The 17,988-nt window shown below is 68.7% G+C and carries 22 protein-coding genes and 1 other RNA gene; 11 read left to right on the plus strand and 12 right to left on the minus strand.

The genetic code is table 11. The annotated features are described in order from the left end of the window. The first annotated feature begins 62 nt into the window (after positions 1-62). Positions 63-1,094: a ligase-associated DNA damage response exonuclease gene (locus tag O5O54_RS00375; RefSeq protein ID WP_279477635.1), complete on the plus strand. Its 1,032-nt coding sequence runs from the start codon at positions 63-65 to the stop codon at positions 1,092-1,094. Here O5O54_RS00375 and O5O54_RS00380 read toward each other — a convergent pair. Genes O5O54_RS00380 through O5O54_RS00390 form a run of 3 tightly spaced genes read right to left on the minus strand, consistent with a single transcriptional unit; the run spans position 1,073 to position 2,378 of the window. Then, positions 1,073-1,567 (minus strand): VOC family protein, encoded by a 495-nt coding sequence (locus O5O54_RS00380; RefSeq protein WP_279477637.1) that lies wholly within the window; start codon positions 1,565-1,567, stop codon positions 1,073-1,075. The two genes, O5O54_RS00375 and O5O54_RS00380, sit on opposite strands and share 22 nt — an antisense overlap. A 4-nt stretch (positions 1,568-1,571) precedes the next feature. After that, positions 1,572-1,931, minus strand: a complete 360-nt coding sequence (locus O5O54_RS00385; protein WP_279477640.1) for a DUF1428 domain-containing protein — start codon at positions 1,929-1,931, stop codon at positions 1,572-1,574. Between the two features lie 18 nt (positions 1,932-1,949). Further along, the gene (locus O5O54_RS00390; protein WP_279477642.1) at positions 1,950-2,378 is read right to left on the minus strand and encodes a VOC family protein; all 429 of its coding nucleotides are present in this window, start codon (positions 2,376-2,378) and stop codon (positions 1,950-1,952) included. A gap of 80 nt (positions 2,379-2,458) precedes the next feature. On the opposite strand from O5O54_RS00390, the gene O5O54_RS00395 reads away from it, so the two are divergent. After that, the gene (locus O5O54_RS00395; protein ID WP_279477644.1) at positions 2,459-3,226 is read left to right on the plus strand and encodes a winged helix-turn-helix transcriptional regulator; all 768 of its coding nucleotides are present in this window, start codon (positions 2,459-2,461) and stop codon (positions 3,224-3,226) included. A gap of 126 nt (positions 3,227-3,352) precedes the next feature. Here O5O54_RS00395 and O5O54_RS00400 read toward each other — a convergent pair whose 3' ends face one another. The 5 genes from O5O54_RS00400 to gap all read right to left on the minus strand — a co-directional run bounded on the left by O5O54_RS00400 (position 3,353) and on the right by gap (position 8,899). Then, complete coding sequence (locus tag O5O54_RS00400; RefSeq protein ID WP_279477645.1) at positions 3,353-5,143, minus strand: glucan ABC transporter ATP-binding protein/ permease; 1,791 nt, start codon at positions 5,141-5,143, stop codon at positions 3,353-3,355. Between the two features lie 196 nt (positions 5,144-5,339). Continuing rightward, the gene (locus O5O54_RS00405) at positions 5,340-6,068 is read right to left on the minus strand and encodes an SGNH/GDSL hydrolase family protein (protein WP_279477648.1); all 729 of its coding nucleotides are present in this window, start codon (positions 6,066-6,068) and stop codon (positions 5,340-5,342) included. Positions 6,069-6,087: 19 nt separating this feature from the next. After that, the gene (locus O5O54_RS00410) at positions 6,088-7,281 is read right to left on the minus strand and encodes a phosphoglycerate kinase (RefSeq protein ID WP_279477649.1); all 1,194 of its coding nucleotides are present in this window, start codon (positions 7,279-7,281) and stop codon (positions 6,088-6,090) included. 38 nt (positions 7,282-7,319) lie between these two features. After that, entirely contained in the window at positions 7,320-7,880 is a 561-nt protein-coding gene (locus O5O54_RS00415; RefSeq protein ID WP_279477651.1) for a putative glycolipid-binding domain-containing protein, read from the minus strand. Between the two features lie 5 nt (positions 7,881-7,885). Further along, the gene (gene gap, locus O5O54_RS00420; protein WP_279477653.1) at positions 7,886-8,899 is read right to left on the minus strand and encodes a type I glyceraldehyde-3-phosphate dehydrogenase; all 1,014 of its coding nucleotides are present in this window, start codon (positions 8,897-8,899) and stop codon (positions 7,886-7,888) included. A gap of 426 nt (positions 8,900-9,325) precedes the next feature. On the opposite strand from gap, the gene O5O54_RS00425 reads away from it, so the two are divergent. The 4 genes from O5O54_RS00425 (at position 9,326) to O5O54_RS00440 (ending at position 10,860) form a co-directional block, all read left to right on the plus strand. Then, the gene (locus tag O5O54_RS00425) at positions 9,326-9,607 is read left to right on the plus strand and encodes a DUF4164 domain-containing protein (RefSeq protein WP_279478675.1); all 282 of its coding nucleotides are present in this window, start codon (positions 9,326-9,328) and stop codon (positions 9,605-9,607) included. Between the two features lie 25 nt (positions 9,608-9,632). Beyond that, positions 9,633-9,998 carry a cell division protein ZapA gene (locus O5O54_RS00430; protein WP_279477655.1) on the plus strand — a complete coding sequence of 122 codons (366 nt, stop codon included), beginning with the start codon at positions 9,633-9,635 and terminating at the stop codon, positions 9,996-9,998. Between the two features lie 57 nt (positions 9,999-10,055). Further along, positions 10,056-10,214: non-coding RNA, 6S RNA (ssrS, locus tag O5O54_RS00435), on the plus strand. Positions 10,215-10,275: 61 nt separating this feature from the next. After that, positions 10,276-10,860: a 5-formyltetrahydrofolate cyclo-ligase gene (locus O5O54_RS00440; RefSeq protein ID WP_279478677.1), complete on the plus strand. Its 585-nt coding sequence runs from the start codon at positions 10,276-10,278 to the stop codon at positions 10,858-10,860. Here the strand turns inward: O5O54_RS00440 and O5O54_RS00445 are convergent. Then, positions 10,811-11,353, minus strand: coding sequence for a CAP domain-containing protein (locus O5O54_RS00445; protein WP_279477657.1), 543 nt, complete (start codon positions 11,351-11,353; stop codon positions 10,811-10,813). The two genes, O5O54_RS00440 and O5O54_RS00445, sit on opposite strands and share 50 nt — an antisense overlap. 90 nt (positions 11,354-11,443) lie before the next feature. Here O5O54_RS00445 and O5O54_RS00450 point away from each other — a divergent pair, with 90 nt between their 5' ends. The 3 genes from O5O54_RS00450 (at position 11,444) to O5O54_RS00460 (ending at position 13,165) form a co-directional block, all read left to right on the plus strand. Then, complete coding sequence (locus tag O5O54_RS00450) at positions 11,444-12,064, plus strand: glutathione S-transferase family protein (RefSeq protein ID WP_279477660.1); 621 nt, start codon at positions 11,444-11,446, stop codon at positions 12,062-12,064. Further along, positions 12,061-12,882, plus strand: coding sequence for a TIGR00282 family metallophosphoesterase (locus O5O54_RS00455; RefSeq protein ID WP_279477662.1), 822 nt, complete (start codon positions 12,061-12,063; stop codon positions 12,880-12,882). The genes O5O54_RS00450 and O5O54_RS00455 overlap by 4 nt, the downstream gene beginning before the upstream one ends. Positions 12,883-12,952: 70 nt before the next feature. Next, a complete protein-coding gene (locus tag O5O54_RS00460; RefSeq protein ID WP_279477664.1) occupies positions 12,953-13,165 on the plus strand; it encodes a hypothetical protein in 213 nt (70 codons plus the stop codon). A 3-nt stretch (positions 13,166-13,168) separates the two neighbouring features. Here the strand turns inward: O5O54_RS00460 and O5O54_RS00465 are convergent, their stop codons facing one another. After that, on the minus strand, positions 13,169-13,981 hold the full coding sequence (locus O5O54_RS00465) for an MBL fold metallo-hydrolase (protein WP_279477667.1): 813 nt from the start codon (positions 13,979-13,981) through the stop codon (positions 13,169-13,171). Positions 13,982-14,154: 173 nt separating this feature from the next. On the opposite strand from O5O54_RS00465, the gene O5O54_RS00470 reads away from it, so the two are divergent. Further along, positions 14,155-14,904, plus strand: coding sequence for a YebC/PmpR family DNA-binding transcriptional regulator (locus tag O5O54_RS00470; protein WP_279477668.1), 750 nt, complete (start codon positions 14,155-14,157; stop codon positions 14,902-14,904). A 71-nt stretch (positions 14,905-14,975) separates the two neighbouring features. On the opposite strand, the gene O5O54_RS00475 is transcribed toward O5O54_RS00470, so the two are convergent. Continuing rightward, positions 14,976-15,347 (minus strand): hypothetical protein, encoded by a 372-nt coding sequence (locus O5O54_RS00475; RefSeq protein WP_279477669.1) that lies wholly within the window; start codon positions 15,345-15,347, stop codon positions 14,976-14,978. 869 nt (positions 15,348-16,216) lie between these two features. After that, positions 16,217-17,293, minus strand: a complete 1,077-nt coding sequence (locus tag O5O54_RS00480) for a serine hydrolase (RefSeq protein WP_279478680.1) — start codon at positions 17,291-17,293, stop codon at positions 16,217-16,219. A gap of 154 nt (positions 17,294-17,447) precedes the next feature. Between O5O54_RS00480 and ruvC the strand changes: the two genes are divergently transcribed. Then, positions 17,448-17,966: a crossover junction endodeoxyribonuclease RuvC gene (ruvC, locus tag O5O54_RS00485; RefSeq protein WP_279477671.1), complete on the plus strand. Its 519-nt coding sequence runs from the start codon at positions 17,448-17,450 to the stop codon at positions 17,964-17,966. Positions 17,967-17,988 lie beyond the last annotated feature (22 nt).

Genomic DNA, 17,988 nt, shown 5'->3' on the forward strand with positions numbered 1-17,988 from the left:
GGCGCGAGGCCCGCGCGCGCAAGGGCTTTCGAGCCTCTCGCGGAGCCCTATCTCACGGCGTGATGGCGCGCTTCGAAGACCTCCTCCGTCCGACCCCCAAGGGCCTCTACTGCCCGCCCGGCGACTTCTACATCGACCCCGTGCGTCCGGTTGAGCGCGCACTTGTCACCCACGGCCACGCCGACCACGCGCGGCCCGGAAACGACAAGGTCCTGGCGACGCGCCGCACGCTCGCCATCATGGCGCTGCGCTACGGCGAGGACTTCTCCACCAGCCGGCAGGTCGCCGACTGGGGCAAGCCGCTCGACATCAACGGCGTGACCGTCTCCTTCCATCCGGCGGGGCATGTGCTCGGTTCGGCGCAAATCCTGGTGGAATGGGGCGGCATGCGGATCGTCGCGAGCGGCGACTACAAGCGGCGAGAGGACCCGACGGCCGAGCCTTTCGAACCCGTGCCCTGCGATGTCTTCATCACGGAGGCGACCTTCGCGCTGCCCGTGTTTCGCCATCCCGATTCGCGCGGGGAGGTGCGCAAGCTGATCGCCTCGACGCGGCAGTTTCCCGAGCGCGCCCATCTGGTCGGCGCCTATGCGCTCGGCAAGGCGCAGCGGGTCATCCGCATGCTGCGCGAGGAAGGATACGACGAGCCGATCTTCATCCACGGCGCCTTGAAGCGGCTCTGCGAGTTCTACCAAGAGGAGGGGATCGACCTCGGCGAGTTGCGCCCCGCCACGGTCGCGCGCGGCAAGGATGCCGAAGGAGCGGCCAAGGCGGAGTTCGTCGGCGCCGTCATCGTCGGCCCGCCGTCCGCCTTCGCCGACAAGTGGGCGCGGCGCTTCCCCGACCCGGTCTCCTGCTTCGCCTCCGGCTGGATGCGGGTGCGGCAGCGGGCACGCCAGCGCGGCGTCGAGCTGCCGCTGATCCTGTCGGACCATTGCGACTGGGACGAGCTGGTCGAGACCATCGCCGAGATCGCGCCGCAGGAGGTCTGGGTCACGCACGGGCGCGAGGAAGCCCTCGTGCGTTGGTGCGCGCTGAAGGGCGTGCGCGCCCGCCCGCTCCACCTCGTCGGCTACGAGGACGAGGGCGACTGACCGGCCCACGCCGCCTCCAGGGCGGCGATGTCGAGCTTCACCATCCGCGTCATCGCCTCGAAGGCGCGCTGGCGCGGTTCGAGATCGCGGCTCTTGAGCATCTCTAGCAGGCGCTGGGGCACGATCTGCCAGGACAGGCCGTAGCGGTCGCGCACCCAGCCGCAGGCGACCGCCTCGCCGCCGTCGGACGACAGGGTGTCCCAGAGGCGATCGACCTCGGCCTGCTTTTCGCAAGGCACGATGATGGAGACGGCCGGCGTGAAGGCGTATTGCGGGCCGCCGTTCAGCGCCGAGTAGGGCTGCTCCTTCAGCGTGAAGTCGATCATCAGGGCCTCACCCTCCGCGCGGCCGGGCGTGCCTTTCGGGGCCAGCACGATCGTGTCGATCGCCGAGCCGGGCAGCAGCGAGACATAGAAGCGGACGGCCTCCTCGGCCTGCCCATCGAACCACAGGCAGGGTCGCAGCGCACTCATGGCCTTACCCCGCATCCTTCAGCATGACTTCGAACCCGCCGAAGATCATCCGCTGGCCGGAGAAGGGCATCTCCGTCTCGTCCATCTTCATGCGAGGATCGGTGAAGACCTTCTGCACCGCCTCGTCGCGCACGGCCTTGGACGGATAGACGATCCAGGAGAACACGACGTTCTCGCCGGGCTCGGCCTTCACCGCCATCTTGAAGTCGGTCACCTTGCCGTCCGGAATGTCCGAGCCCCAGCATTCCACGACTTCCAGCGCGCCGAACTCGCGAAACAGCGGCGCGGCGCGGGCGGCGAGTTCGAGATAGGCCTCCCGGTTGGCTTCGGGCACCGGAATGAGAAACCCTTCGACATAGGCCATGTTCGGTCTCCTCTCGCTTCAGGCCGCTTGCGTCTCGGCTCCGGCGGTCATGCCGGCCGGGTCCATCCACATGACTTCCCAGATGTGGCCGTCCGGATCCTCGTAGGACCGCCCGTACATGAAGCCCCATTCCTGCGTCGGCGTCGGATCGGCGACGCCGCCGGCAGCGACCGCCTTGCCGACCTGCGCGTCCACCGCCTCGCGGCTGAGGGCGGAAAGGCACAGCAGCACCTGCGCTCCCGCCCTGGCGTCGGCGATCGGGCGCGGTGAGAACTGCATGAACTTCTCATGCGTCAGCAGCATCACGTGGATCGTCTCCGAAAGGACGATGCAGGCGGCGTTGTCGTCGCAGAACTGCGGATTTCTCGCGAATCCCAGTGCCTCGTAGAAGGCAATGGAGGCGGCGAGATCCCGGACGGGGAGATTGACGAAGATCAGCGTCGGCATGGTGTCCTCCCGAAGGCGTCGCGGCGTGCGGCGCGGTTTCGATTGACCCAGGCTGACCGACTAAGTTATGAATTGCAACCATGAAGTCAGAAAAAATAACTGAAGGTGCGCAATCGACGATCGCCGAGCGGCGCTGGCCCTATCGGGACGCCTGCGCCGCCGCCCATGCGCTGGAGCTTCTGGGCGAGCGCTGGACGCTGCTCGTCATACGCGAGCTGATGACCGGGCCGCGCCGCTTCGGTGACCTGCGCGCCGGCCTGCCGGGGATCAGCGCCAATGTCCTGACGCAGCGGCTGGAATGGCTGGAGGAGGCCGGCGTCCTTGTCCGTCGTGAATTGCCGCCGCCCTCGGGCGCCAAGGTCTACGAGCTGACCGAATGGGGCTACGAGGCGGAGCCTATCTTTCGCGTCGTCGGTCGATGGGGCGCACGCTCGCCCTTCCACGACCCGACGGCCGCCTTCTCGGTCGCCTCGCTGATGCTGTCGCTGCGGACCATGTTCGACGGCCGGCGGGCGGCCGGCTTCTCGGCGCGCATCGGCTTCCGCCTCGGCCGGGAGACGCTGCTGGTCGAGGTCGCGGACGGTGGGATCGACGTCAGGGCCGGGCCGATCGAAGGCGCCGGCGCCGTGCTGACGGGCGAGCCGCGCACGGTCGCCGCCGCGATCTACGGCGGGCAGAGCTTCGAGGCGCTGGAGGCGGCCGGGGCGCTTGCGGTGGAGGGCGACCGCGAGGCCGCCCGGCGCTTCACGACGTTCTTCCCATTGCCGGACAAGGCGCCCTTGCCGGGGCCGCCGAGTTCGGAACTCCATGTTCCTTCCCCCGCACCACGCCGTCATCCTCGGCCTTGAGCCGAGGATCTACGACGGTTCGGCTGCTTCGACGTGGCAGACCCTTGGGTCAAGCCCAAGGGTGACGCTGGTGGGTGGGTTTGGCGTCTCGCGAGACGACGTGGCCCGCTATTTTGCTGCCGCCCGCTATTCGGCCGCTTCCAGAAACGCCGTCGGCTCCAGCGGCTCGGGCAGGCGGCGCGGCGACGAGACGCCTGCGTCCCGCGCGAGGCCGGCGAAGATGCCGCCCTGGGCGACCAGCTCGTCGAACGTGCCGCTTTCCGCAATCGCGCCTCGGTCGAGCACAATGATCCGGTCGGCCGAGCGGATGGTCGAGAGGCGGTGGGCGATGACGAAGGTCGTACGACCTTTGCGCAGGCGTTCCAAAGCGCTTTGAAGGCGGGTTTCGGTGGCCGTGTCGAGCGCTGAGGTGGCCTCGTCGAGGATCAGGATCGGCGCGTCCTTCAGGAGCGCGCGGGCGATGGCCAGGCGCTGGCGCTCGCCGCCCGAGAGGCCGAGGCCGCGCTCGCCTACCATCGCCTCGAAGCCTTCAGCCTTGCGCGCGATGAAGTCCGCCGCGCCCGCGAGCTCCGCCGCCGCCTCGATCTCGGCCATCGTCGCCTCCGGCCGGCCGATCGCGATATTCTCGCGGATGGTACGGCTGAAGAGGCCGGCCTCCTGAAACACGACGCCGATCGCGCCGCGGAGCGACGTCAGGGTCACGTCGCGGATGTCCTGCCCGTCGATCGTGATGCGCCCGCATTCCGGGTCGTAGGCGCGCTGGAGGAGCGATAGGGCGGTGGACTTGCCCGAGCCCGTCGGCCCGACGATCGCGATCGTCTCGCCCGGCCGCGCCTCGAAGTCGAGGCCGCGCACGGCGCCCGAGCCTTGCGGATAGCGGAAGGTGACGTTCTCGAAGCGCACGCGCCCTTCGGCGATGACCAGCGGCTTGGCGTCGGCACGCTCCACCACGTCCGTGCGCTCGCTCAAGATCGCGAAGAACTGCACCAGCATCGGCGCGCGCGAGAACAGGCCCATCAGGAAGCCGGTGAGCTGGTCGAGCCGGCCGATCAGGAGCGTCGCGAAGCCGACGAAGGAGACGATCTCGCCGACGCTGGTCTGCCCGCGCGAGGCGAGGAAGGCGCCGTAGGCGAAGATCGACACGATGGAGATGGACGAGGCGCCGCGCGTCAGCACCGCCATCACCGCCCACCAGTTCAGGACCGGATACTGCGCGGCGAGAATGCGGTCGAGCGCCGAGCGCACCGAGCCGATCTCGCGCGGCACGGCGAGAAAGCTCTGGAGCATCGGCACGTTGCCGAAGAGTTCGCCGACCGTGCCCGACACGCGGGTGAAGTGGCCCTCGACCTGCGCCTGTCCGCCGGAGGTGCGGCGGACGACCGCGAGGTTCACCAGCGTGTAGACGACGATCAGGACACCGAGCAGCGAGGCCAGGCGCCAGTTCATCCAGAAGGCGACCGGCAGCAGCACGGCGAGCGCCACGACGTTGCCGATCTGCTCGCGGAACAGCGGCAGCCAGAACGAGAAGAGCGTGTCGACGCCCGACACCATGACCCGCATCAGCCCGCCCGACTGGGAGCGCGCGTGGAACGAGGCGGGCAGGGCCAGGACGTGTTCGAGAAAGGTCGCCATGGCGGCGAGGCGACGGCGGTGCATGAGTCGGTCTGCGAGAAGCGAGATCGTCATCGCCGACAGGAACGAAACGAAGCTCGCCGCGCCCCAGAGGAGCACGAGCCGGAGCGCGTCGCCGCCCGATAGGAGCGCATTGACGGCATGGCCGAAGAGCACCGGCTCGGCCACCTGGATGCCCGCGACGGCCATGCCGGCGAGGACGATGCCGGCGACGCGCCCGGCCTCGGGGCGCAGGAGCGCGATCGCCCGCGCATAAGCTTGGAGAGACTGGGAGGCGGCGGGCATGGGCGGGGCATCCAGGAGCGCGGTCCGGCCGGCGGAGCGCATGCGATGAAATCGGCGCGCGGGCCTTTCCTCCGCTTTTCCGTCCGAATTGGGGCAGATGCCCCTTGAAACGTTGGATGACCGCGCCAGTCCACGATGTCACGCGAGGCTTGTGGCGAAATGGACGCGCGCGAGAGGATCGCCTGGTGTGGATGCCTCAGCTTCGAACCGTACGATCCCCGAGGAGATACGGCGCGAGGTGGCCGGCCGTGTAGGCGGCGCCGTCGGCTGAGGCGTGGAAGCCGTCGCGCGAGAAGCCGGCGGGTTCGACGCGCGGCAGGGTGGTGGCGGGCACGACGCCGCGCTCCAGGCACAGGCGGGCGCCGAGGCGGGCGAGGACTCGCTCGCGCAGGGAGAGGACCTTCGCGAGGCCGCGCGGCAGGGCGGGGACGCGGAGCATGTCGACCGGCGGCGACCAGACGATGCGCGCGTCCGGCCAGCGGGCGCGCAGCGCGTAGAGCAGCCCCCCGAAGCCGCGCTTGAAGCGCCGCGCGGTGTGGAAGTTCTTCACGTCGTTGGTGCCGATCGACAGGAGGATGTGCGTGAAGCCTTCCGGCGCGACGTTCGGCACGATGAAGTCGCGCACGTCCGCCGAGACGGCGGAGTTGGAGCCGATCGCGCGCCAGCGCACGGCTTCGCCGGTCAGCGCGTGCAGCCGCTCGGCGAGGCGGGCGGCGAGCCCGTCCTCGGCGCGGTCGACCCCGACGCCGGCCGCCGAGCTGTCGCCGAGCACGAGGAGCCGGATCGGCGCCTCCTCGCCTCGCGCGCCCGCCGTCCCGTGGAACGGCCCGGCGGGCGGCAACATGCGCTCGATCGAGCGACGGATGCCGACGCCCTGCCAGATATAGACCGGCAGCATGAGCCAGGAGAGGAAGGCGGTTCGCATGGGCTCGTCGTCCGGTCGTTCAGGCCGTCAGCGCATCGACGCCCGGCAGCGGCTTGCCTTCCATCCATTCCAGGAAGGCGCCGCCGGCGGTCGAGACGTAGGAGAAGCGCTCGGAGACGCCCGCCTGGTTGAGCGCGGCCACCGTGTCGCCGCCGCCGGCGACGGAGACGAGCTTGCCCTCGTCGGTGCGGCCTGCGGCATGGCGCGCGGCGGCCATGGTCGCCGTGTCAAAGGGCTCGATCTCGAAGGCGCCGAGCGGGCCGTTCCAGACCAGCGTCTTGGACTTGTCGATCCATTCGGCGATGGCGCCGACCGAGGCGGGGCCGACATCGAGGATCATCGCGTCGGAGGGCACGCGGTCGACAGGCACCGTCTCGTTGGCGGCGTTGGCCTTGAACTCGCGCGCGACCACGGCGTCCACCGGCAAGAGGATGGTGCAGCCGCTCTTGGCAGCGGCCTCGAGGATCGCCTTGGCGGTGTCGGCGAGGTCGTGCTCGCAGAGCGACTTGCCGACGTCCTTGCCTTGGGCGGCCAGGAACGTGTTGGCCATGCCGCCGCCGATCACGAGACAGTCCACCTTGGTCACGAGGTTCTGCAGGAGGTCGATCTTGGTCGAGACCTTGGCGCCGCCGACGATGGCGATCACCGGCTTCTCCGGCTTGCCGAGGCCCTTTTCCAGCGCCTCCAGCTCGGCCTGCATGGTGCGGCCGGCATAGGAGGGCAGGTGATGGGCGAGCCCTTCCGTCGAAGCGTGCGCGCGGTGCGCGGCCGAGAAGGCGTCGTTGACATAGACGTCGCCGAGCGAGGCGAGTGCCGAGACGAAGGTCTCGTCATTCTTCTCTTCGCCCGCGTGGAAGCGGGTGTTCTCGAGGAGAAGGACGTCGCCGTCCTTCATGTTGGCGACGATCCCGTCGGCGACCGGACCGACGCAGTCCTCGGCAAAGCCGACCGGTTGGCCGAGCTTCTCCGCCAGGATCGGCGCGATGGGCGCGAGGGACTGCGAAGGGTCGGCCTTACCCTTCGGCCGGCCGAAATGCGCGAGCAGGATCGCGCGGCCGCCCTTCTCGGCGATCTCGCGGATGGTCGGCAGGATGCGCTCGATGCGCGTCGTGTCGGTCACGACGCCGTCCTTCATGGGAACGTTGAGGTCCACGCGCACCAGGACGCGCTTGCCCTGGAGGGCGGCGTCGTCGAGCGTCTTGAACAGGGTCATCGCGTGGCTCCGTCGTTGAAAAGGGGCGCGGTCGAAGATCAGGCGCGCCAGAAAAGCGTGGGATAGTCGATCACGAGCCCGTCCTCGTCCACCGGCAGCTCCGCCGAGAAGCTGCCGTCCGCCGCCTCGTAGCGGAACAGGCGCGGCGAAAGCGCGGTGTAGCGCTGCTCGTCCACGAAGGGCGCCAGCGTGTCGAAGGGCACATAGACCATGCGCAAGGCGGCCGCGCCATCGAGACGGCCGTCGAGGCGCCGGATGGGCAGCGTGTTGGTGAAGGGCGTGGCCGACAGGTCGATGTCGATGCAGCCGTCGAGGTCGGCGCGGTGCGTGCCGTCGGCACCCGTCCAGCGGCCCGCCCCGCTGCGCGCGAGCGCGAGCCGCTTGCCGTCCACCGTCTCGACCTCAACGTCCCGGACATGCCAGGCGGCGTCGAGGCGGATGGCGTAAGTCGCGCCGAAGGCCCGCCCGTCGCGTTCGCCGATCACGACGGAGCGGGCGAGAATGTCGCCCGTCTCCGTCGTCAGGTGCAGATGCTCCAACCCCGCGCCGGCCACGGGCGTCCATCGGACGTCGCGCGGGGCGAGGGGCTGGAAGCGCATGGGGCTCAGCCGGCGTTGTGCATGGCGATCGCGGTGTCCGACATGCGGTTGGAGAAGCCCCACTCGTTGTCGTACCAGGACAGGATGCGCACGAAGGTGCCGCCGAGGACCTTCACCTGATCCATCGCGAAGATGGAGGAGTGCGGGTCGTGGTTGAAGTCCACCGAGACGTTGGGGTCGAGCGTGTAGCCGAGGACGCCCTTGAGCGGGCCTTCGGCGGCCGCGCGGATGGCGTTCTGGACTTCCTCGACCGAGGTCGCACGCTTGGCGGTGAACTTGAGGTCCACGACCGAGACGTTCGGGGTCGGCACGCGGATGGACGAGCCGTCGAGCTTGCCCTTGAGCTGCGGCAGCACGAGGCCAAGCGCCTTGGCGGCGCCGGTCGAGGTCGGAATCATCGACAGGGCCGCGGCGCGCGCCCGGTAGAGGTCCTTGTGCATCGTGTCCAGCGTCGGCTGGTCGCCGGTGTAGGAGTGGATCGTGGTCATGAAGCCGGTCTCGATGCCGATGGCTTCGTCCAGCACCTTGGCGACGGGCGCCAGGCAGTTGGTGGTGCAGGAGGCGTTCGACACGATCCGGTCGCTCGCCTTCAGCGTGTCGTGGTTGACGCCGAACACCACGGTCTTCTCGTCGGCCGCGTTGGTCAGCGGGCCGGAGATCAGCACCTTCTTGGCGCCGGCTTCCAGATGCGCCGAGGCCTTGGCCGGATCGGTGAAGATGCCGGTGCACTCGAAGGCGATGTCGACATTCAGCTCCTTCCAGGGAAGGTTCTTCGGGTCGCGCTCGGCGGTCACGCGCATCGGGCCGCGGCCGACGTCGATCGTGTTGCCGTCGACCTTCACGGTGCCGGGGAAGCGGCCATGGACCGAATCGTAGCGGATCAGGTGGGCGTTGGTCTCGACCGGGCCGAGGTCGTTGATGCCCACCACCTCGATGTCGGTGCGGCCGGACTCGACGATGGCGCGCAGGACGTTGCGACCGATGCGACCGAAACCGTTGATGGCGACGCGGACTGCCATGATCTTTCTTCTCCTCAAGGGGCAAGGCCGGAATGGCCACGCCCAGTGCCGCCCGCAAGGCGGTGGCGGCGGATGCGGCTCGTCCGGCCCGAGATAGGGCCGGGGCGAGAAAATGTCAGCCGAGGCGGGAGCGGGGTGCGATCGCGGACTGGCGCTCCAGGGGCCGATCGCGCGCGGAGCGCGTCGGGCGTCGGTGCGTGCCGGCGGTGCATCGGGTCCGCTTTTCTCCAGGACTCGGACGGCGGGAAAGAGGCTACATCGTTCGCCACGGCACACATCATAGGTGGCTCGCGCCTGTCAATCGCACGGCGCCCGCGTGCATCGCGCCGCCTCCCGCTTTCCAAACCCCGCGATCGCGCGATAAAGCAGGGCGGAGGCGCGTTGCGGGCGATCGCTTCGTCGCGAACCTTCGCAGGAGGCAGGATGATGGATGCGGCAAGTCCGCTCGGCGATGCGACCCTTCGACTGCAGAGGGCCCTGGAGCGGCTCGAGACCGCGGTAGACGCGCGGCTCTCGCGCGACGAGGTGGTTCTCTCGGTCGAGGAGGAGGTGCAGCGCATGACGGCCGACCGCTCCCGGCTGGCGAGCGAGCTGGATACCGCGATGTCCCGCGCCCAGCGCCTGGAGGCGGCCAACCGCGAGGTGTCGCGGCGGCTGGTCAACGCCATGGAATCGATTCGCGACGTCCTGGCCGAACGCCGCGCCTGACCCGACGAGGATTGGAAGCCGACCCATGCCCCAGATTGCGGTCACCATCGACGGCAAGACCTACCGCATGGCCTGCGCCGACGGCGAGGAGGAGCATCTCCTCGGCCTTGGCGCCGGGCTCGACGCGCGCGTCTCGCAGCTCCGCGGCAGCTTCGGCGAAATCGGGGATCTGCGCCTGATGGTGATGGCCGCCCTCATGGTCGCCGACGAGCTGGACGAGGCGCGGGCGCGCCTCGCGGCGGCCGAGGACGAGATCGCCGAGCTGTCCCGGCGCGAGGCCCAGGCCGCGACCGGCGTGCGCGCGGGCGACGCGCGGCTCACCGAGCACCTTCTCGGCGTCTCCGAGATCGTGGAGCGCATCGCCGCCAAGCTGGAAACCGGCCGGCCCTGATCCTTGGCGGTCTCGCGGCCATGGAAACACCGAGAGGGGAGTGCTATATTCCCTGTCGGCGGGCTGCGCGGTTCGACAGGGATAACTTATTCCCCGGGGCCTTACGCATCCCTAAGGGAGCTGTTCCTGCCTCGGCCCGTGGGCTGGGGCATACGGCGCCCACCTACTCTGTAGGTTCCCGGGATCGATCTTCTCATCGGCCGAGGTGGCTCGCCACTCCTCTCCCAATCCGGTATGGCCGAGCCCGCTTCGAGCGAAGGGGGAAGCCATGTCCGATATCGTCGCCCGCAAGGCCGAGCTTCGCCGCATTGCCCGCGCCCGGCGCGAGGCGATCCCACAGGCCCAGCGGATCGAGGCGGCCTTCGCGCTTGCCGAGCATGTCGCCGACGATCTGTCCTTCGACGCGGTGGACGTCGTCGGCGCCTATCTTCCCATCGGTTCCGAGATCGACCCGCGCCCGGTCATGACGGCGCTCTCCGACCGCAGGCTTCGGCTGGCGGCGCCCGCCATTGTGGACGGAGAGCTGGAATTCCGCGAACTGCTGCGCGACGGCGAACTCGTGGCCCAGGGGCTCGGCACCGTGGCGCCGGGGGCGGGTGCCCGCATCCTCCAGCCGGACGTGCTCCTCGTGCCGCTTCTCGCCTTCGACCGGCGCTGCGCGCGCATCGGCTACGGACGCGGCTTTTACGACCGCGCCATCGCCCGGCTTCTCGTGCCCAAGCCGAGGCTCCTGACCATCGGCCTCGCCTTCGATGCCCAGGAGGTGGACGAGGTGCCGAGCGAGCCGCACGACCGGTTCCTCGACCGCATCCTTACGGAAAGCGGAGTGCGGGTCCCCAGCGCATCGGCCTGCCCGCCGTAGGCTGCGCCGCGTACTTCGACGGCGAGGCCAGGATCTGCGCCCAGTAGGGGCGGGGGTTGCCGGGCGTTCGCGCGCCGGCGAAGCCGATCTGCGTCACGTCCGGGTTGAGGAGGTTCTTGCGGTGGCTCGGCGAGTTGATCCAGCCCACCATGGCCTCGTCGTAGTCCTTGTAGCCGCGCGCGATGTTCTCGGCCGTGGTGCCCCAGCGGTAGCCGGCGCTCTCGACGCGGCCGGGCAGGGCGCCTGCCACCATGTGGTCCATCTTGTCGCGCCTCGCCATCGCCTCGCTCTGGGCTGCGGCGGCCTGCATAAGGCGGTCGTCGACGGTGAGCGGCTTCAACCCGTGCTCCGAACGGAAGGCGTTGACGAGCGCCAGCCCGTGGCCCCGGTCGATCGAGATGTCCGCCGTCCTGGCAGCCGGCACCTGCGTCGCGCAGGCTCCCAGCAGCCATGTCGCCAGGAGAGCGGCGGTCCCTTGCAGTCTCGTCTTCATTCGTCGGGTCGTCCTGCCTGTCGTCTGCCCTCGCAACGCGAGCCTGCCCGCGCTACGTCGTTCCAACCTTGTCCATCGGGAATCAGCGCAATGATCGAGCTCTATACCTGGACCACGCCGAACGGCGAGAAGCCGGTGATCATGCTGGAGGAGCTCGGGCTCGACTACGCGCTGCGCCTGATCGACATCTCGACGGGCAAACAGAAGGAATCGGACTTTCTTGCGATCAACCCGAACGGCCGCATCCCGGCGCTGACCGACGACGGTGTGCGGGTCTTCGAGTCAGGCGCGATCCTCCTGCATCTCGCCGAGAAGACCGGGCGGCTGATCGCCCAGAGCGGCGTGGCGCGGGCCGAAGCCCTCGGATGGGTCTTCTTCCAGGCCGGCGGCACGGGGCCGATGATCGGGCAGGTCCACTATTTCCGCAACGCGAGCGAGCGCAGCGACTTCGCCATCCGCCGGTTCGAGAAGGAGGCGGAGCGGCTCCTCGGCGTGCTCGACGCCCGCCTGACGGAAGCCGAGTACCTTGCCGGCGACTATTCGGTCGCCGACGTGATGAACGTCTCCTGGGCTCGCGCCGGGCTGAAGGCGCTGGATGCCCATGAGCGCTTTCCCGCGCTGGCCGCCTGGGTGCGCCGCGTGGACGCGCGCCCGGCGGTGGTGCGCGCGCTCGAAAAGCTCAAGGCCGCCAAGGACGCGCTCGCGTCATGAGGTTCCTGTTTCTCGGCGACATGGTCGGGCGCACGGGTCGTGTCGCGGTACGGGAGCGGCTTCCCGGCCTCGTGTCCGACTGGCGGCTCGATTTCGTCGTGGTCAACGGCGAGAACGCGGCCGGCGGCTTCGGGATCACGGAGGATATCTTCGAGGAGACGCTGGCGGCCGGCGCCGACGTCGTGACGACCGGCAACCACGTCTTCGACCAGCGCGAGGCGCTGACCTTCGCGCCGCGCCACGACCGCTTCCTGCGCCCCGCCAACTACCCGAAGGGCACGCCCGGGCGCGGCTCTTGCCTCGTCGAGGCGCGGAACGGCGCGCGGGTGCTGGTGGCCAATGTCATGGGCCGGGTCTTCATGCATCCCGAACTCGACGACCCGTTCCGCGCTGCCGAGGATATCCTCGCCGCCTGTCCGCTCGGCGAGCAGGCGGATGCCGTGATCTTCGACTTCCACGCCGAGGCGACCAGCGAGAAGCAGTGCTTCGGCCATTTCCTCGACGGACGCGCCTCCGTCGTCGTCGGCACCCACACGCATGTGCCGACCGCCGACCACCAGATCCTGGCCGGTGGCACGGCCTATCAGTCGGACGCCGGCATGTGCGGCGACTACGATTCCTCCCTCGGCATGGACAAGGAGGAACCGATCAACCGCTTCGTCACAAAGGTGCCGCGCGGCCGCTTCGAAGCGGCGGCCGGCCCGGCGACGATCTGCGGTCTGGCGGTCGAGATTTCCGACCGGACGGGACTGGCGGAAAAGGTCGGTGCCGTGCGCATCGGCCCGCGGCTGGAGGGATCGGTCCCGAACTTCTGGTGAGGCCGGATAACCGCCGCAATCGCACGGTGGTCTTCCGGCTCCAGACCGTGCGGCAGGGGGCCTCCAGCATTTGCGGACGATCCGTCTTCATCTCGTCGGCATTCTGCTGGCGCTGGTCGGCCTCGCCACGTCGATGCCGCAGCCACCGCTGCGCCATCACGCGCACGCCCTTCGCAGCCCCGCGCAGATCCAGCTCGACGACGACGACCAGCGCGACGACACGGTGGCGATCCTGGAAGATGAGGACAGCGAGGACGAGCGGGACGACGGGCGCCCCGCCTGACGATCACACTCCGTCGAGAAGCACAACCGTCGGCTGGCGCGGCAGACTGCGCACCGAGAGCGTGATCGAGGACTCGTTGCGCCGCTCCACCGCGAAGTCGGGGATCTGCTCGAGAAACCGTTCGATCGGGGTGCGGAAGCGGTGCATCGGCAGGACCACCGAGGAATGGAGACGCTGGGCGATCTCGCCCATGCCGCTCTGGCTCATGGTCCAGGACCCGTCCACCGGCACCATCAGGACGTCGAGCCGCCCGATGGCGGCATAGTCGTCCTCCGTCAGCTTGTGATGGAGGTGGCCGAGATGGCCGATGCACAGGCCCGAGGCCTCGACGATAAAGATCGAGTTGCCGTCCGGCTCGAACGTGCCGAAGCGGTTGATGTCCGTCGGCACGTTGCGGATCAGGACGTCGCCCACCGTCACCGCATGTTTGGCCGGACCGCCCTCCGGGTTCCAGCCGCGCAGCACGGTGCCGATGCCGGGATCGGGGTGGTCGGTGTAGTGGGTCGAGTGGGCCTTGTTCATTGTCACGACGTCCGGCGCTTCGCCGCCGCCGTGAGAGCCGGAATAGTCCGTGGCGATCCGAACTCCGTCCGCGCTCTCGATCATGTAGGTCGCGTGGTGGACGAAGGTGATCGTCACCTCGTCCCGCCCGTTCTGCGCGAGCCTCACGGGTGGGGCGGCGCCGTCGAGCGAGGCGTAGCGCGCGCCGGACAGCCCGTTTGCGATGGCAAGGCAGGTGCTGACGGGCGCACCTTCCGCCTGCGCAAGGGAGACGCCGAAGAGCGCCAGGAACAGGGCAGGGAACAGCCGTCGCATTGCTTGGGCCCTCGTCCGGTTTCGCCGATGGGGGAAGCCTGCGCCCCTTTCGCCGCCGCCCCAAGTCACACTCGCGTCATCCGCGCCCCGGTGCTTCGTCTGGACGCAGGGCGCGGCGGAATTTATACGGACGGCCAAAGCGATCCCGATCAGACAAGAGAACAGGTGCCGCGATGGCCGGTCATTCCCAATTCAAGAACATCATGCACCGCAAGGGCCGGCAGGACGCCGTGCGCTCCAAGATGTTCTCCAAGCTCGCGCGCGAGATCACGGTGGCGGCCAAGAGCGGCACGCCCGACCCCGACATGAACCCGCGCCTGCGCCTGGCGATCAACAACGCCAAGGCGCAGTCCATGCCCAAGGACAATATCCAGCGAGCCATCTCGAAGGGCTCGGGCGCCGACACCGAGAACTACGACGAGGTGCGCTACGAGGGTTACGGGCCGGGCGGCGTCGCCGTCATCGTCGAGGCGCTGACCGACAACCGCAACCGCACGGCCTCCAACGTGCGCTCCTACTTCACCAAGTCCGGCGGCGCGCTCGGCGAAACCAACTCGGTCTCGTTCCTCTGGGACCGCGTCGGCGAGATCGTCTATCCCGCCAAGGCGGGCGACGCCGACAAGGTCATGGAAGCGGCCATCGAGGCGGGTGCCGACGACGTCCAGAGCGACGAGGACGGCCACCGCATCATCACCGCCTTCGCCGACATGAACGACGTGGCCGCAGCCCTGGAGAAGAGCCTCGGCGAGGCCGAGAGCGTCAAGATCATCTGGCGCCCGCAGACCACGACCCCCGTGGACGAGGAAAAGGCGCAGAGCGTCCTGCGCCTCATCGCCAACCTCGAAGACGACGACGACGTGCAGAACGTCTACGCCAATTTCGAGGTGGACGAGGAGACCATGGCCAAGCTCTCGGCGGCTTGAGCCGGACAGTGGAGTCAACGTCAAAGGGCCGCGCGGAGATGATCCGCGCGGCCCTTCTGCGTTTGGGGTCGTTAGCCTAGCGCGATGATCACGTCGTCCGGCTCGGTCTTGTGATTGGTCCAGATGCGCACGCGCGTGTGAACGGAGGGCACGGCCATCGTCAGCATGTCCGGCGTAATGGCATCGGAGATCACGACCCGATACTCCGGCGTATCCAGCATGCGGTCGAACCTGGGTAGCGTCTTCTGCGGTGGAAGCTCGTCGAATGGCCCAAGCGTGATCGTCGTATCTCCGTCATTCCAATAGAGGCAGCCGACATTGATGCACTGGTCGGTTGCGACGATGCCGACCCTGTCGTGATCCAGGGGGACGGTAATCTTGTGGACACCCGCGATATAGAAGCTGAGATACTCGGGAGCTACGGAAACGGTCTTGATCGTCATTCCGATGGCTCCTTCAGATATGGCCTCATGAGGCCCCCTTGGCTTGAACTGCATGTGGCGCAGTGAGGGTAAATCCTCGTTGGTGTTCCCATAGATTTTGGTACTTGGTGGTCGCCGATGAAAGAGCCGCGTCGCGTGCCGGACTCTTGCTTGCCGCAACGGCGACACCCGTTTTCCCGGCCGATCCGATCGATCTCCCGCTGCTCGGCGCGGTTCAGGCGGCGGTTGGTCGGCGGTGCCGGTATCCATTCGCTGGCATAGGGCCCAGGCCCGACGTGCGTCCCCGATAGCTCGTAGATCCGAAACCGAGCCGCATGTTCCACTGCTCGATTGGCCGAGATCAAGCCTTCCACGGTCTCGTAGGCCTGTGGCGGTGCCTTCCATTTCGGATCGACGCGCCGCACGGCCCGGATCGCCTGATCCCTGGCGGCGGCTGACTGCGCCAGCAACACCTCCTGCGCCGGCGATACCGGCCGCCAGCGGCCGTTGATCCTGACCTGACCGCCCCCGCTTCTGCGCCGCGAAACGCGGTGGACCTGCGCGCCGCGAGGCCCGCGCACCCATTGTCCGCCATCCGACTGACCCCGCGGGGCTCGCGGTTGGTCCGGCCGGTAGCCCGCTCTCAGGGTCAGCGCTAGACTGCCGGCCGCCGCCTGAAAGCGTGCCACCGCCAGCCGCCATTTCAGGGCGGACAGTCTGTTGTCGAATGGTTCCACCTGCCGCGAACTCCCTCGTCTCGATGCGACGAGTGTCCGGCGGTGCGGAGAGTGGGGAGAAATGGGGGATAGCTGGACCGTCAGTGCAGCGACGGCCCAATCACCCCGGGATACGTCCGAGACGGCTCGCTCCAGGCAGCAGAGGGTGGACGATCAGCTCTTGCCTTCGGTCGCCCGCCGCGCCTCGGCCGCTGGCACGATCGTCTCCGACACCAGCCGGTGCAGGTCCTGCACGTAGCCGGAGCGGGCGGAGGGCTGGTCCTCCGCCGAGGTGATGGCGACGGTGAGGGCGAGGTCGGGGATGACGTAGATCATCTGACCGCCGTAGCCCCAGCCGTAGCGGCCCTCATGGCCCGCGAACGTGTCGATGAACCAGCCGTAACCGTAGCGCCCGTCGTGGAAGCGGGAGGTGGTGCGTGGGGTCCAGGACTGACGGATCCAGTCTTCGGAGAGGATGCGCGTGCCGTCGGCCGCCGTTCCGCCGCGACGGTAGAGTTCGCCGAAGGCGAGGAGCGAGCGCGGCGTCATCGCCATTTGGTTGCCGCCGAGATAGACCCCTTGCGGATCGCGCTCCCAGTCGGTGACGCGCACGCCGGCCGGTCCCAGCCACTCGCGGGCGAGTGCGAGCGTCGACTGGCCGCTCGCCTTCGTCAGGATGGCCGACAGAAGATGCGTAGAGCCGGTGGAATAGAGCATCGGCCCGCCGGGGTCGGTCACGAAAGGCCGGGCAAGCGCGTCGCGCACCCAGTTGCGCGAGGAGATCCAGGCGCCGTAGTTGCCGCCGGATGTGCGCTCCAGGCCGGCCTGCATCGACAGGAGGTTGCCAACCGTCACTTGCTCCAGACGTGGGTCGGCGTCGGCGGGGAAGTCGGCGCGCAGGAAGTCGGCGATCGGCTGGTCCGGCCCCTCAATCATACCCTTGTCGATCGCGATGCCGACCAGCGCCGAGACCACGGACTTGGAAGCCGATTTGATGTTGGTGGCGCGATCCGTCCGGTTGCCGCGCAAGCCTTCGTCCACCACCGTCTCGCCGCCTTGCGCGATCTGCAGCGTTTCCAGCGGCTGGAACTCGCGGGCGCGCTCGACCGCGGCGTCGAAGCTCGCCGGAGCCGCCGTCGCGGCGGGTGCGCGCGCGTCGGGGGGCACGGGTGCGGCAGCGTCCTGCGCGAAGGCGGGCAGCGGTGCCGCGAGAAGGGCGACGAGGGCGGCGAGGATCGGGCGGCGGTTCATGCCATTGGAAATGGGAGCGGGCGCCACGTAGCTCCAGCGCCATCACGGCGAGTTGCGCGGAGGCCGTTCGACCGACGTTCGCCTGCGTTTCCGATCCGTTCACTCTTTGTCTTTAGGGCGAGGCTCGGATAGGCTAAACGAAGGCTGAACGAGCATGCTTCAGGAGCGCACCATTCGCATCATCGGCATCGATCCGGGTCTCCGGCGCACCGGTTGGGGCGTGGTGGAAACGGTCGGCAACTCGCTGCGCTTCGTGGCGAGCGGCACCGTCACCTCCGACAACAAGCTCGACCTCGCCACGCGTCTGCGCCAGCTCCACGACGGGCTGACGGACGTGATCCATCGGCTTCAGCCGGACGAAGCGGCGGTCGAGCAGACTTTCGTCAACAAGGACGCCGTCGCGACGCTCAAGCTCGGCCAGGCGCGCGGTATTGCCATGCTGGTGCCCTCGCTCGCCGGACTGCCGGTGGCGGAATACGCGCCGAACGCGGTGAAGAAGGCCGTCATCGGCGTCGGGCACGGCGAGAAGGCGCAGATCCACATGATGGTGAAGGTGCTGATGCCCAAGGCGACCTTCGACACGGACGACGCCGCCGATGCGCTCGCCATCGCCATCTGCCACACCCATCACCGCCAGTCTGCACAGGCGATGGCCGCCTATGCCCGGCTCTGATGTTCTTGACTTGTTCCCATTC

It is taken from the genome of Aureimonas sp. SK2, assembly GCF_029813115.1.
Classification (GTDB): domain Bacteria; phylum Pseudomonadota; class Alphaproteobacteria; order Rhizobiales; family Rhizobiaceae; genus Aureimonas.